Origin of the sequence: Arthrobacter hankyongi, assembly GCF_022012395.1 — a bacterium.
GTDB lineage: Bacteria > Actinomycetota > Actinomycetes > Actinomycetales > Micrococcaceae > Crystallibacter > Crystallibacter hankyongi.
This window is the reverse complement of sequence record NZ_JAKLTQ010000012.1, coordinates 16,329-29,478: the sequence shown is the minus strand read 5'-3', so window position 1 is coordinate 29,478 and position 13,150 is coordinate 16,329. Positions and strand designations below refer to the sequence as shown.

The 13,150-nt window shown below is 68.7% G+C and carries 13 protein-coding genes and 1 tRNA gene; 3 read left to right on the top strand and 11 right to left on the bottom strand.

Going from position 1 to position 13,150, the window contains the following annotated elements; genetic code table 11:
• Positions 1 to 18: 18 nt before the first annotated feature.
• From LVY72_RS15130 to LVY72_RS15100, 7 genes are all read right to left on the bottom strand, one after another.
• A complete protein-coding gene (locus tag LVY72_RS15130) occupies positions 19 to 945 on the bottom strand; it encodes an AEC family transporter (protein WP_237822333.1) in 927 nt (308 codons plus the stop codon).
• Positions 946 to 963: 18 nt separating this feature from the next.
• The gene (panD, locus tag LVY72_RS15125) at positions 964 to 1,377 is read right to left on the bottom strand and encodes an aspartate 1-decarboxylase (protein ID WP_237822331.1); all 414 of its coding nucleotides are present in this window, start codon (positions 1,375 to 1,377) and stop codon (positions 964 to 966) included.
• Positions 1,378 to 1,435: 58 nt separating this feature from the next.
• Positions 1,436 to 1,509: transfer RNA gene (locus tag LVY72_RS15120), tRNA-Gly, on the bottom strand.
• Positions 1,510 to 1,556: 47 nt separating this feature from the next.
• Positions 1,557 to 2,819: an ABC transporter ATP-binding protein gene (locus tag LVY72_RS15115; protein ID WP_237822329.1), complete on the bottom strand. Its 1,263-nt coding sequence runs from the start codon at positions 2,817 to 2,819 to the stop codon at positions 1,557 to 1,559.
• 48 nt (positions 2,820 to 2,867) lie between these two features.
• Complete coding sequence (locus LVY72_RS15110) at positions 2,868 to 3,719, bottom strand: carbohydrate ABC transporter permease (RefSeq protein ID WP_237822327.1); 852 nt, start codon at positions 3,717 to 3,719, stop codon at positions 2,868 to 2,870.
• Positions 3,716 to 4,672 (bottom strand): carbohydrate ABC transporter permease, encoded by a 957-nt coding sequence (locus tag LVY72_RS15105; protein WP_237822513.1) that lies wholly within the window; start codon positions 4,670 to 4,672, stop codon positions 3,716 to 3,718. The genes LVY72_RS15110 and LVY72_RS15105 overlap by 4 nt, the downstream gene beginning before the upstream one ends.
• 2 nt (positions 4,673 to 4,674) lie before the next feature.
• Positions 4,675 to 5,988, bottom strand: coding sequence for an extracellular solute-binding protein (locus LVY72_RS15100; protein WP_237822325.1), 1,314 nt, complete (start codon positions 5,986 to 5,988; stop codon positions 4,675 to 4,677).
• 199 nt (positions 5,989 to 6,187) lie between these two features.
• Here LVY72_RS15100 and LVY72_RS15095 point away from each other — a divergent pair, with 199 nt between their 5' ends.
• Positions 6,188 to 6,799, top strand: a complete 612-nt coding sequence (locus LVY72_RS15095) for a DinB family protein (protein ID WP_237822324.1) — start codon at positions 6,188 to 6,190, stop codon at positions 6,797 to 6,799.
• Here LVY72_RS15095 and LVY72_RS15090 read toward each other — a convergent pair whose 3' ends face one another.
• Together LVY72_RS15090 and LVY72_RS15085 are read right to left on the bottom strand one after the other, a co-directional pair.
• Positions 6,800 to 7,918: a cation:proton antiporter gene (locus tag LVY72_RS15090; RefSeq protein ID WP_237822511.1), complete on the bottom strand. Its 1,119-nt coding sequence runs from the start codon at positions 7,916 to 7,918 to the stop codon at positions 6,800 to 6,802.
• A gap of 63 nt (positions 7,919 to 7,981) precedes the next feature.
• Positions 7,982 to 8,464 carry a cation:proton antiporter regulatory subunit gene (locus LVY72_RS15085; RefSeq protein ID WP_237822322.1) on the bottom strand — a complete coding sequence of 161 codons (483 nt, stop codon included), beginning with the start codon at positions 8,462 to 8,464 and terminating at the stop codon, positions 7,982 to 7,984.
• An 80-nt stretch (positions 8,465 to 8,544) separates the two neighbouring features.
• On the opposite strand from LVY72_RS15085, the gene LVY72_RS15080 reads away from it, so the two are divergent.
• Positions 8,545 to 9,408 (top strand): tryptophan 2,3-dioxygenase, encoded by an 864-nt coding sequence (locus LVY72_RS15080; RefSeq protein WP_237822320.1) that lies wholly within the window; start codon positions 8,545 to 8,547, stop codon positions 9,406 to 9,408.
• 19 nt (positions 9,409 to 9,427) lie between these two features.
• On the opposite strand, the gene LVY72_RS15075 is transcribed toward LVY72_RS15080, so the two are convergent.
• Entirely contained in the window at positions 9,428 to 10,855 is a 1,428-nt protein-coding gene (locus tag LVY72_RS15075; protein ID WP_237822318.1) for a D-alanyl-D-alanine carboxypeptidase family protein, read from the bottom strand.
• An 81-nt stretch (positions 10,856 to 10,936) separates the two neighbouring features.
• Between LVY72_RS15075 and dcd the strand changes: the two genes are divergently transcribed.
• The gene (dcd, locus tag LVY72_RS15070; protein ID WP_237822316.1) at positions 10,937 to 11,518 is read left to right on the top strand and encodes a dCTP deaminase; all 582 of its coding nucleotides are present in this window, start codon (positions 10,937 to 10,939) and stop codon (positions 11,516 to 11,518) included.
• A 78-nt stretch (positions 11,519 to 11,596) separates the two neighbouring features.
• On the opposite strand, the gene LVY72_RS15065 is transcribed toward dcd, so the two are convergent.
• Entirely contained in the window at positions 11,597 to 12,991 is a 1,395-nt protein-coding gene (locus tag LVY72_RS15065) for an MFS transporter (protein ID WP_237822314.1), read from the bottom strand.
• Positions 12,992 to 13,150 lie beyond the last annotated feature (159 nt).

Here is a 13,150-nt window from a genome sequence, read left to right as displayed (position 1 = left end):
CCGGGCGGCAGCCCCTGCTCAGGTCAGCAGCCAGGCCAGCAGCATCATCGCCGGCACGGCCACGATGGTAGTCAGCAGCACGGTGTCCTTGGCGATGACGATTCCGCGCTCATACCGGGCCGCGGTCACGAAGACGTTCTGCGCCGTGGGCAGGGCGGCGAGGACGACGGCGGAGAAGAGCAGGTGCCCCTCCATGCCCAGCACGAAGCGTGCCAGCAGCCAGGCCAGCACCGGCTGCAGGAAGAGCTTGAAGGCGGACGCGGCGACGACGTCGGCGCGCCGGCCGCCGTCGGCCTGCAGCGGGCGCGAACCGTTGAGCGAGATGCCGAAGGCGATCAGCATCGCCGGCACGGCCGCCCCGCCGATCAGGCGGATCGGCTCCATCACCAGTTCCGGCAGCTGCCAGCCGGTGGCCGCGAGCAACAGCCCGACGGCGGTGCCGATGAGGACCGGATTGCGCGCGATCTGCACCGCGAAGCCGGCCACGGTGGTGCGGTGCCGGCTGGTGGAGGAATCCAGCACCATCAGGAACAGCGGGGTGAAGAAGGCCAGCTGGAAAATCAGCACCGGCGCCACCAGGGAAGCGTCCCCGAGCACGTAGGCCGCCACCGGAAGGCCGAGGTTGGCCGAGTTCACCAGGGAAGCGGACATGGCGCCCACCATGGATTCGGCCAGGCCCCGGCGGAACCAGAAGCGGGCCAGCGCCAGGAAGACGACGGCGGTGGCGATAGCGCTGGCAGCGGCCACCACCAGGGCGTCGGAGAAGATTACGGCCAGGCTGGAGCGGCTCAGCGTCTCCAGCAGCAGGCACGGGCTGGCCACGAAGAAGGCCAGCCGGCTGAGCGCCCTGCTGCCTTCCGGGCCGAGGACGCCGGCGCGGCCGACGAAATAGCCGACCAGAATGACCACCCAGACAACGGAAAACCCCGCCAGTACCCCCAGCACCCCGGTAGTCCGGGACTGCTACTTGACGGCGAACGGCGGGCGCGCGAATTCTTCGCTGAGCGCCTCGGCAGGATCGCTGCCCAGCTGGACGATCCTGTTGGACGCGTCCACGTGCACCACGGTGGGCACGAACGCCCTGGCCTCCTCGGTGGTCATGGCCGCGTAGGTGATCAGGATGACCGTGTCGCCTTCGTGGATCAGGTGCGCGGCGGCACCATTGATGCCGAGCACTCCCGAGCCGCGCTCGCCGGCAATGGTGTACGTCTCGAGCCGGGCGCCGTTGGTGACATCCACGATGGAAACCAGTTCGCCGGGCAGGATATCCGCGGCATCAAGGAGGTCCAGGTCCACGGTGACGGAGCCGACGTAGTGCAGGTCGGCATGCGTGACGGTAGCCCGGTGGATTTTGGACTTAAACATTGTGCGGTTCATCGCTCACCAGTGTAGACCGAGGGCGCACCGAAAAGGCCATCTGTGAAGGAGGGGGAATTGGAGCGGGCGACGGGAATCGAACCCGCGTGTCCAGCTTGGGAAGCTGGCGCTCTACCATTGAGCTACGCCCGCGTGGGGGCGCGGCCCCACAACGTCACTTAGCTTACCCCAGTTCGCGCCTAACCCTGAACCGGGACACCCTGGCGTTCCCTGGCCAGTCCGATTTCCTCCTTCCGTGCCGCGTCGGCTTCGGCCGTGAGCTCCCGGCCGGCCTCGGCATCCCGGGTGAGGTTGATGCCGGTTTCCGGATCGAACAGCTGCAGCTTGCTCGTGTCTACCCATAGTTCGGCGGGCCGGCCGCCGCGGATCCTGCTGGCGGCATCCAGGGTCACCACAATCTGTGGCCGGAGTTCGTCCGCGTCCATTTCGCGGGCGAGGTTGGCCAGCAGGCGGTGGATCTCAGGCTCGGCCTCGAAGCTGATGTAGCCGTATTGTTCGTTGCCCAGCCATTCCGAGTGGGTCAATTCGGTGCTGAAGGTGTGGCCCTGCGGGCGTTTGGCCTCGTCCACCAGCGTGGCGTCCTCGAAGTGCTCGGGCCGGATGCCGGCCAGGACAACCTGCCTGCCCTGCACCGTCTGGAGCTTGTCTGCGGCTACCGGGATGTCGCCGATGGGCGTCCGCAACCGGTCCCCGGCCGGGGTGGCCGGCAGGAAGTTCATCGACGGCGAGCCGATGAACCCGGCCACGAACAGGTTGACCGGCTGTTCGTACAGCTCCCGCGGGGAGGCGATCTGCTGCAGTTCGCCCTTCTTCAGCACGGCGACCCGGTCGCCCAGCGTCATGGCCTCGGTCTGGTCGTGCGTGACGTACACGCTGGTCACGCCCAGACGGCGCTGCATTTGGGAGATCTCCGAACGCATCTGGCCGCGCAGCTTGGCGTCCAAGTTGGACAGCGGCTCGTCGAAGAGGAACGCGTCCGCTTCGCGGACAATGGCCCGCCCCATGGCCACGCGCTGCCGCTGGCCGCCGGAGAGGTTGGCCGGCTTGCGTTCGAGGTGGTCGGTCAGCTCCAGGGTCCGCGCCGCCTCCGTGACCTTTTGCCGGATTTCTTCCTCGCTGTGCTTTTTCTTGGCCAGCCGCAGCGGGAACGCGATGTTTTCGAACACGGTCAGATGCGGGTAGAGGGCGTAGTTCTGGAAGACCATGGCCAGGTTGCGTTCCCGCGGGGCCTTGTCGTTGACGCGCACGTCGTTGATCAGCAGGTCCCCGGCGGTGATGTCCTCCAGCCCCACGATCATGCGCAGCAGGGTGGACTTGCCGCAGCCGGAGGGACCCACGAGGATGATGAATTCGCCGTCCGCGATGTCGATGCTGACGTCGTTGACCGCGGGGAAGCCGTCACCGTACTGCTTGACGATGTTCCTGAGGGTGATCGATGCCATCGGATACCTTTCTATTCAGCCCTTGACCGTGCCCTGGGTCAGGCCTATTCAGCCCTTGACCGCGCCCTGGGTCAGGCCGGAGACGATTTGCCGCTGGAACAGCACCACGAGCAGGACCACCGGAATGGTTACGATGATGGCCGCCGCCGAAATCGCCCCGGTCGGTGCCTCGAACTGGGACGCGCCGGTGAAGAAGGCCAGTGCGGCCGGAACCGGCCGGGCGGCCTGGGTCGAGGTCAGCGAGATGCCGTAGACGAAGTCGTTCCAGGCGATGAAGAAGGCGATGATCGCCGTCGTGAATACGCCCGGGGCCGCCAGCGGCACCACGGCTTTCCGGAAAGCCTGCCAGGTGGTGGCGCCGTCCACCTGGGCCGCCTGCTCCAGCTCCCACGGGATCTGCCGGAAGAACGCCGCCAGCGTCCAGATGGAGATCGGCAGGGTCAGCGACAGGTAGGGAATGATCAGGCCCGGCCAGGTGTCGTAGAGCCCGATCCGCCGCCAGAGGTTGAACAGCGGGGTCACGATGGAAATCACCGGGAAGATGGAGACCGCCAGGGCGGTGGTCAGCACCAGCTTCTTGCCCGGGAAATCCAGCCGGGCGATCGCGTAGGCGCACAGCGTGGCGAGCACGACGGCGATAAACGTGGCGATCAGCGCGATGCCCACCGAGTTCCGCAGGGCGCTCAGGAACAGTTCCTGCGCGTTGCCGACCAGGATCTGCTCGTAGTTCGCCGGGCTCCAGGTGGTTGGCAGGAACTTGCCGGTGCTCAGGTCGCTGGGCAGCTTAAAGGAGGTGGCGAAGATGGAGGCCACCGGGAACAGCGCGTAGACCAGCACCAGCACCGTCAGTATGGTCCAGATGGTCCGCTCGCGCCTGTTCGTGTTCTTCACGGACGTCATGATTTCTCCCCCCGGGCGCCGGCCAGGTCCACTTTGAACAGTTTGATGGCGATGAAGCAGATCAGCAGCACGCAGATGAACAGCACCACCGAGATGGCCGACCCCAGGCCTATTTCGAGCCGGCCGATGGAGGTCCGGTAGGCCAGCAGGGACAGCGTCTCGGTCCCGTAGGCGCCCTTGGTCATGATGAAGATATTGTCGAAGATCCGGAAGGCATCCAGCGCCCGGAACAGCACGGCCACCATGATGGCGGCCTTCATGTTGGGCAGGACCACCCGCCGCATCCGCTCCCACCAGGTGGCTCCGTCCACTTCCGCCGCCTCGGTCAGTTCGTCGGGGACCTGGGCCAGCCCGGCCAGCAGCAGCAGGGAGATGAACGGCGTCGTCTTCCAGATCTCCGAGGCCATGATCACGAACAGGGCGGTCCAGGTGTCGGCGAACCAGTTCAGGTCCGGACTTATGCCGGGAACCCAGTTGAACCAATGGTTGACATAGCCCGAATTGATGTCGAAGGCATAGAACCACGCGAAGGCGGAGACCACGGTGATGATCCCGTAGGGGACCAGGATGGCGGTGCGCAGCAGTCCGCGCACCGAGGTCAGCGCCTTGTGCATGACCAGGGCCAGCGCGAAGCCCAGCACCAGTTCCACTGCCACCGTCACCACCGTGATCAGCAAGGTGACGCCCAGATCCCGCCAGAACACCTCGTCGGTGAGCACCACGGCGTAGTTGCGCAGCCCGATGAACTCACGGTCCTGCGGTGCCGTGAGGCGGTACTGGAACAGTGAGTCGTAGACCGCCTGCAGGATCGGGTAGGCGGTGACCGCGAGCATGACCACGAAGGCCGGGCCGGCCAGCAGCCAGCCCAGCCGCCGTTCGGCCCGTGTCCGGTCGCTGTACTGCCGGCCGCCGGGCCGGACGGCCTCGGGTGCCTGTTTCTGCCTGGTTGTCACGGTCACAGCAGCCGCTCCCCTCTGAGCACTTCGAGGATGAACTTGGTGGTGGACTCCGGGGTGCTCCGCGGGTCCACGGCGGACGGAGGCGCCCAGTTCTGCTGGATCCCCGTGGACACTTCGTTGTAGTAGGGCGTCTGGGGACGCGGCTTGGCCAGTTCCAGGGACCGCCGGATGGTGGCGGCCATCGGGAAGGCCTGCTTGACCCGGGGATCGTTGTAGGCTTCGGTGTTCGACGGCGGATTGCCGTTGGTGACGAAGTATTCGGCCTGGTTCCCGGGGCTGACGATGCATTCGATGGCCTGGTAGGCCAGGTCCGGATGCTTGCTGGCGGCGCCGACGCCGAGGTTGATGCCGCCCAGCGGGGGAGCGGAGTCCCGCCCGGGGGTGACCTGCGGGTACAGGCCCCAGCCGATGTCCGCCAGCAGCGCGGGCTTCAGGTTGCCGCCCTTGACGCCGTCCTTGGTGGCCGGCCAGATGAACGGCCAGTTCACCATGAAGGAGCCGTCGCTGCCTTGGAAAAGGAGCATCGATGTGTTCTCGTTCTGGGTAGGCAGGCCCGGGCTGCCGAGTCCTTCCTTGCCGATGGTCGAGACGATCCCGGCCGCCTTGGTGCCGGCGGGGGAGTCCAGGCCGAGCTTGATCTGGTCCGCCGGCGCGTCCGGGTTCTCGATAATCTGCCCGCCGCCGGAAGCGACCAGGGCGTTGACCCAGACCGTCATGGATTCGGCCAGCGCTCCCTGCACGCCGAGGTACTTCTTTTCGCGCTTGGCCGCATCGATGAGCTGATCCCAGGTCACCGGCCTGGACATGTCCAGGCCGGCCGCGCGCGCCACCGATTTGCGGTACCAGAGCAGCTGGGTATTGGCCCAGAACGGCACGGTGACCAGTTTGTCCTTCCACTTGGCGCCGGTGAGCGCGCCCTCCACCACGTTCTGCGTGGTGCGCCGCGCAGTGCCGGCCGGAACCGGGGCCAGGAAGCCGGGCTCGGCCAGTTCGGGAACAAACGGCGGGTCCAGGCTCATGATGTCCAGCGAGGAATCCCCGGCCGCAAGACGGCGGGCCAGCTGTTCGCGCTGGGAGGCGGCGTCATTGGGCAGCAGCGATGTTTCGATCCGGTACTTGCCGCCGGCTGCCTCGGTGCATTTGGCGGCGATGGCGGCCTGTCCGCCGGCATCCGGATTGATGTACCAGGTCAGGACCGGCGGCCCCTCCGGCGCGGAGCAGCCGCCGAGCAGCAGGGCGGCCGACGCGAGGACGGCCAGGGTGCGCGGCCTGCCGCGGGCCCTGCGCCGGCTGCTGGATTCCGCTGTCATAGATACCCCGCCTCCACATCCTTGTAGCCGACCAGAGCATGCGTCCCACCCGCAGGCGGCGATGCTAAGCAACCTTGGTACCGACCATAAGCCCCCGCCGGAGATTTCCGCTAGCGCCGGCGGGCGGGGCACAGGGAAAAAGCTGCATTCTGTGCCCGGGCCGGCCCGTCCGATTGCTGCGATCTGGCAGGATCGGTGCATGACTGTCACCAGTGAGGACCTGCGCCGCGTGGCCGACGGCGTGCTGGAGCGCTTTGCCCTGCTACCGGACGAGGCCTGGGACCGGCCGGCCTTCGAGCTGGCCTGGACCTGCCGCGAGACCGCGGGACATATCCTGGATGATCTGGGCGGCTACGCCCTGCAGCTGTCCGGCAGCCGGCCGCCCCAGGACGACTACGTGGAACTGCTGGAGCCGCCGCCGCTGCGCGCCGGCGGCCCGCGGATCATCTTCTACCCGGACCCTGCGGCCGGCACCCGCGGCATCCTGCGCTGCCTGGATGCCGCGGCGGGGTTACTGTGTTCGGTGGTGGCGACGGCGGACGGCAAGCGCGGCTACCACCCGATGGGGATTTCCGACGCCGAGGGGTTTGCGGCGATGGGGATCGTGGAGGCTGCGGTGCATGCCTTCGATATCCTGACGGTCCACCAGATCCCGTATGCAGCCGACGCGTCGGTCTGCGCCCGCGTCCTGGACCGGCTGTTTCCGGCTGCGGTTCGCACCGGCGACCCCTGGCAGGATCTGCTCGGCGCCTGCGGGCGGACGCCGGCGACGCGCGGATTGCCTTGGCGGTGGGATGCTTCGGTGCGCTGATCAGCCGGCGTATTCCGGCTGGCGGGTCAGCCGGCGCAGGATCGGTTCGGCAAACCGCGTGGCGATGGGGCCGGCGACGGCCATCAGCAGCACATACGCGGCCACGAGGGCGTTCAACTCCGTCGGCAGCAGGCCTGAGGCGACCGCCAGCCCGGCGATCACGATGGAAAACTCGCCGCGGGCAATCAGCACCGTACCGGCGCGCACCCGGCCCCAGCGGCCGATGCCCGCCCGCCAGGCCGTCCAGGCACCGGTGGCGACCTTGGTCACCGCAGTGACGATCCCCAGCAGCAGCGCCCAGCCCAGCACCGGGGGCATGGTGGAAGGATCGGTGTTCAGGCCGAACGCCACGAAGAACATGGCGGCGAACAGGTCCCGCAGCGGTTCCAGCAGCCGGCTCGCGCTGTCCGCCGTCGCCCCGGAGATCGCGATGCCCAGCAGGAAGGCGCCCACGGCCGCCGAAACCTGCAGGGCCGAGGCCACGCCGGCCACCAGCAGGGCGGCGCCGATGAGCTTGAGCAGGAAGGTCTCCTGCTCGGGGCTGTGGATCCAGCCCGATATCCGGTGCCCGAAGCGCAGCGCCGCGAGCAGCACCACGGTAATCACCAGCAGCGAGATCCCCAGCGCCGTGGCCCCGCCGAGCAGCCCGATGCCGGCCAGCACGGCGGTCAGCACCGGCAGGTAGGCGGCCATCGCCAGGTCCTCCAGCACCAGCACGGCCAGGACCGCCGGGGTCTCCCGGTTGCCCAGCCGGCCCAGGTCGGTGAGGACCTTCGCGGCGATGCCCGAGGAGGAAATATAGGTCACCCCGCCCAGGACCATGGCCCCCACCGGCCCCCAGCCCAGCACGATCGCCAGCGCCGCACCGGGGGTGAAATTCAGGACCAGGTCCACCACGCCGGCTTGCCAGGACTGCTTCAGCCCGGTCACCAGCTCCATGGCCGTATATTCCAGTCCGAGCATTAACAGCAGCAGCACTACACCGATTTCCCCGGCGATATGGCCGAATTCGGCGATGCCGCGGAATTCGACGAGCCCGCCCTGGCCGAAGGCCAGCCCGCCCAGCAGGTAGAGCGGCACGGGGGACATGCCGAAACGGGCAGCCAGCCGGCCCAGCATTCCGAGCCCGAGGAAGACGATCCCGAGCTCGATGAGCGTCGCCGTCGTGGCGCCCACGGCGGCCTAGCTTCCGTGCAGGATGGCGGACGCGGCGTCGAGCCCGTCCGGCGTGCCCACGACGATGAGCAGGTCGCCCGGCTCGATGATGTCGTTCGGGGTGGGGGAGGGCACTACCAGGCCGTTGCGCAGGATGGCCACGATCGAAGCAGCGGTGCGCGTCCGCAGCCTGGTGTCGCCCAGCAGGCGGCCGGCGAACGGGGTGCCTTCGGTGATCAGGAACTGGCGCGTGCTCACGCCCGGCAGGTCGCTGTGCTCCTCGGCCAGCTGGGCCACCAGCTGCGGACCGCCGAGCAGGCTGCCCAGGGTGGCGGCCTCCTCGGTGCTCAGCGGGATGGAGGCCAGGACGGCGTCCGGGTCGTCCACCCGGGAGATGATCAGTTCGGTCTGGCCGTCACGCTGGATGACGATGCCCACCCGGCGCCCGCTGCCGAGGATGATCTCGCGGCGGACACCGATGCCGGGCAGCGGTGTTTCTTGCACGTCCATGGCACCACTCTAACGGCCCAGACCAGCCGTTCGCCGCGGGCACCGGGCCGGCCGCCGCCGGTGGCCGTAAGGTGGTCCCCATGGTGGTCGAAAAGAACACCCGCCGCATCGAAAGCGGGATCGAAACAGACTTCTCCGGCAGGATGGACTACGGCTCCTACCTGCAGCTGGACCGGCTGCTGTCCGCCCAGGTCCCGGTGAGCCGGCCGGAGCATCACGACGAGCTGCTGTTCATCATCCAGCACCAGACCACCGAGCTCTGGTTCAAGCTCATCCTGCACGAGCTGCGCGCCGTGCGCCGGCAGTTGCGCGGGGACGACCTGCGCTCGGCCATGAAGGGCATCGCCCGCATCAAGCACATCCAGCATGTGCTGATCGAGCAGTGGCCGGTGCTGGCCACGCTGACCCCGGCGGAATACGCCGAATTCCGCGGCGACCTCGGAGCCGCCTCGGGATTCCAGTCCTTCCAGTACCGCGCCGTCGAATTCCTGCTGGGCAATAAGAACGCCGGCATGCTCGCGGTCTTCGAGGCCCTGCCGGAAGCGCACCGGCTGCTCACCGAACTGCTGGAGCAGAGCAGCATCTACGACGAGTTCCTGGCGCTGCTGCACCGGCGCGGCTACCCGGTCCCCGAAGGGCTGCTGGACCGCGACGTGCGCCAGGCCCACGTCTTCGAGCCCGCGCTGCTGCCGGTCTTCAAGGAGATCTACGAGCATGCGCACGGAAACTGGGACGTCTACGAGGCCTGCGAGGAACTGGTGGACCTGGAGGACAATTTCCAGCTCTGGCGGTTCCGGCACCTGAAGACGGTGGAGCGGATCATCGGCATGAAGCGCGGCACCGGCGGTTCCTCCGGGGCTGGCTTCCTGCGCAAGGCCCTGGACCTGACGTTTTTCCCCGAACTGTTCGCGGTGCGCACCGAAATCGGCACGGACAACGGCTAGCCCCGGGGCCCGCGGCGGCTCAGCCGAACACGGTCCGGTTCCGGAACCCCGTGGCCTCGGTGCTGCCGCTGCCCAGCCGGGCCTGGCTGTACGGATAGTAGCGGAGCCTGCCGTCCTTGAACATGGCCATCAGCCCGGTGCTGCCGCGGCCGGCGTAGCCGCGCAGCGGCGTCAGCCCGGCGACGTCGTTCCAGCCGCGGGAGCCGACCTTCCGGGCCGCGCCGGCGAAGCGGCCGGCACCGTCGCCGCGCTGCACGTACAAGGCTCCGCCGCGGATGGCCAGCAGGTCCTGCCGGCCATCCCGGTCCCAGTCCGCCATGGTGAGCCGCGCCCCGGCGAAGCCGGTGGCAATCCGGGTCCCGGCGGAGACCGCCTTGCCCGAGGCATTGCGGAAGTAGCGTAGGGTGCCGCCCGCGGTGCGGGCGACGACGCCGGGGTACTTGTGCGTGCCCACCCAGCGCCCGGCGGCCAGGGACATCCCCCGGAAGCCGGCGCCCACCTGGACCGGGCTGCGGAAGCCGCCGCCGGCCTTGCCGTAATTGGCCAGCAGGCGTCCGTCCTTCAGTTGCAGCAGCAGGTCCAGGGTCCCATCCCGGTTCCAGTCGAGGGCGAAGCCGGCCTGCACCGTGTTGTACCCGGTGGTGTCGATCCGGACCCGGGGCCGCAGCTTGCCGGTACCGCCCGGATAGCGCCAGAGGTCGCCGGCCGGATCCGTGGCCAGCAGGTCGGCGGTGCCGCGCAGGCTCGGTTTGCCCACGGTGTAGTAGTGCTCCAGGGTGGGAATGCCCCTGGTGCGCAGCACGGAGGCGAGCGTCACGCCCACATAGCGCAGGTGCCACGGTTCGTAGGTGTAGCCGGTGACCTGCTGCTGGCCCTTCGGGTAGCGGACGATGAAGCCGTACTTGTAGGCGTTCTTCGCCACCCACCGGCCCTCCGGCGTGCTGCCGAAACAGGCCTCCAGCCAGCAGGTCGCCGTGGCCTGCCCCACGTCCACGGCCAGACCGGTTTGGTGCTCGCTGTAGCCGGGCCGCGCCGAGATCGAGTCGGCATAGGCCCGGCCGTACGTGCGCACGTAGGAGCTGTAGAGCGAGGACTGCTGGCCGTACGAACGGTAGGCGCTGACCACCTTCAGGCGGTGCCCGGCTTTGCGGGCGCCGGAGAACAGGCCGGCCAGCTTGCCCGCTGCTTCCTTGCGCAGGCTGTAGCCGGTGCCCTTGACCGTGGCCAGGTCCGCGGGCTTGTACTTCAGCGGGCTCAGCGGGTGGCTCTTGTTGACGAAGACCTTGATGCTGCCGGCATCGCGGACCGGTTCCGCGGCCTGCGCGGCCGGTGCCGGTACGGCGGACAGGACCCCGGCGGACAGGCACAGCACGGCGGCCGTGGCCAGCAGGTTCCGCCACCGGCTGCGCGGCGGTCTGCACGGGAGGGCGTTCGTCTTGGCGTTCACGGGCTCCATGCTGCCAGCACCGGGCCGGATCGGCAGGACAGCGCGCCGGGGGAACGGGGCCGGATGCGATATTTTTAGTAGGTGCTGCTCTCCGACCGCGATATCCGTGCCGAACTCAAGGCCGAACGGATCCTGCTCGACCCCTTCCTGCCGGACATGGTCCAGCCCTCCAGCGTGGACGTGCGGATCGACAGGTTCTTCCGGCTCTTCGACAACCACAAGTATGCCCACATCGATCCGTCCGAGGAGCAGCCGGAGCTGACCCGGCTGGTGGAAGTGGCGGCGGACGAGCCGTTCATCCTGCATCCGGGAGAGTTCGTCCTGGGCTCCACCTACGAGGCGGTCACGCTGCCGGACGATATTGCGGCCCGGCTCGAAGGCAAGTCCTCGCTCGGCCGGCTGGGCCTGCTGACCCACTCCACCGCAGGGTTTATCGACCCGGGCTTCTCCGGCCACGTCACGCTGGAACTGTCCAACGTCGCCACCCTGCCCATCAAGCTCTGGCCGGGCATGAAGATCGGCCAGCTGTGCTTCTTCCGCCTGACGTCCCCGGCCGAGCACCCGTACGGTTCCGGTGAATACGGCAACCGCTACCAGGGCCAGCGCGGCCCCACCGCTTCCCGTTCCCACCTGAACTTCCACCGCACCCCGATCGACCGCTGACCCACCCCGGCCGCCGGCTGCCGCCCCCACCTCTCATCGACTTTCCACTTAACGACCTGCCCAGCGCTGGGAAGGTCGTTAAGTGGAAAGCCGATCGGGGGTGGAGGGGGTGCGGGGGCGGGCGCAGGCATGGTCGGGGGCCCGGACGGGGAGCAGGACCAGCAGGCCGGCCAGCAGCACCAGCAGGATCCCGAGGATGCCATAGCGCTGCGACCCGAATATGCCGATGCACAGCGCGAACAGCGACGGGGCCAGGAAACTGACCGCCCGGCCGGTGGTGGCGTAGAGGCCGAACAGCCCGCCTTCCTCGCCTTCCGGCGCCAGCCGCGCCAGGTAGGCCCGTGAGGAAGCCTGCGCCGGGCCCACGAACAGGCACAGCAGCAGCCCGAAGACCCAGAAGGTCAGCGTGCCGTCGAAGGCGGCGCCGAACAGCACATGCTCCTCCGGACCCAGGACCAGCAGGGCGCCGCCGGTGGCCAGCAGGCCGGCCAGCGCGCCGACGATCACGGCCTTCGGCCCGGCCCGGTCGTCCAGGAAGCCGCCGATGACCGCGCCGGCCGCGGCGACGATGTTGCCGGCAATGGCAAAGAAGATTACCTGCGTCAGGGTGAAACCGAAGGTGCCGGCCGCGATCACCCCGCCGAAGGTGAAGACGGCCGCCAGCCCGTCGCGGAAGACCGCGCTGGCGAGCAGGAAGTACACGGTGTGCCGGTCCGCGCGGTAGATCGTCCGGATCCGGCGGGCCAGCACGGCGTAGGAGGCGAGCAGGCCGGTGCGCGGCCCGGTGGCCCGGCGCGGAACCTCCGGTACGGCGAACAGCACCGGCAGGGCAAAGACCATGAACCACAGGGCGGAGAAGACCGCCACCAGGCGGATGTTCAGTCCGTCCGCGGCCGTGACGCCGAACCACCCCGTCTCCGGCAGCACGAAGCCGGCCAGCACCAGGGCCAGGGCGGCGATGCCCCCGGCATAGCCCATCGCCCAGCCGAACCCGCTGACCCGGCCGATACTGGCCGGGGTGGAAATCTGGGTGAGCATCGCGTTGTAGTTGACGTTGGCGAATTCGTAGAAGATGTTGGCGAGCGCGATCAGGCCCACGCCCAGGAGCAGGAATTCTGGGGCCGGCCGGACGAAAAAGCACAGCGCGGTCAGCAGCGCCACCGCCAGGCTGTTGATCCCCAGGAAGAACCTGCGCCGGCCGCCGGCGTCCGAGCGCTGGCCGGTGATGGGGGCCAGCAGGGCGATGACCACGCCGGAGACGGCCAGGCCGTAGCCCAGCACGGCCGAGGCACGGTCGCCGCCGCCGAAGGCATCCCCGGTGAGGTAGACGGTGAAGACGAAGGTGGTCATCACCGCGTTGAAGGCGGCCGAGCCCCAGTCCCAGCAGGCCCAGGCCAGCACGCGCACCCCGGCCCGTGAGCGCGTGGGCCGGGCGCCGGTGGGCGGGGCGGGGACGTCTGCGGCTTGGCTCATACCGTGATGTTAACCGGCTGCGTGCCGGGCCGCGCCAGCCGACGGTGGACAACTGGAAAACGGCTGGCAAAATCCGGGCCGCGGCGTGCCGGTGGCCGGACCGTACGTATGCCTTTGTTAGCATAGACGTGGGCTTCCACATTCGTCCCTGCCCCCCGA

Excerpts from the sequence above, each read along its gene's own strand:
- LVY72_RS15085 (WP_237822322.1), bottom strand. The coding sequence starts at position 8,464 with ATGGACGTGCAAGAAACACCGCTGCCCGGCATCGGTGTCCGCCGCGAG.
- LVY72_RS15110 (WP_237822327.1), bottom strand. The coding sequence starts at position 3,719 with ATGACGTCCGTGAAGAACACGAACAGGCGCGAGCGGACCATCTGGACC.
- LVY72_RS15100 (WP_237822325.1), bottom strand. The coding sequence starts at position 5,988 with ATGACAGCGGAATCCAGCAGCCGGCGCAGGGCCCGCGGCAGGCCGCGC.
- LVY72_RS15080 (WP_237822320.1), top strand. The coding sequence starts at position 8,545 with ATGGTGGTCGAAAAGAACACCCGCCGCATCGAAAGCGGGATCGAAACA.
- panD (WP_237822331.1), bottom strand. The coding sequence starts at position 1,377 with ATGAACCGCACAATGTTTAAGTCCAAAATCCACCGGGCTACCGTCACG.
- LVY72_RS15090 (WP_237822511.1), bottom strand. The coding sequence starts at position 7,918 with ATGCTGGGCCGGCTGGCTGCCCGTTTCGGCATGTCCCCCGTGCCGCTC.
- LVY72_RS15115 (WP_237822329.1), bottom strand. The coding sequence starts at position 2,819 with ATGGCATCGATCACCCTCAGGAACATCGTCAAGCAGTACGGTGACGGC.
- LVY72_RS15095 (WP_237822324.1), top strand. The coding sequence starts at position 6,188 with ATGACTGTCACCAGTGAGGACCTGCGCCGCGTGGCCGACGGCGTGCTG.
- LVY72_RS15065 (WP_237822314.1), bottom strand. The coding sequence starts at position 12,991 with ATGAGCCAAGCCGCAGACGTCCCCGCCCCGCCCACCGGCGCCCGGCCC.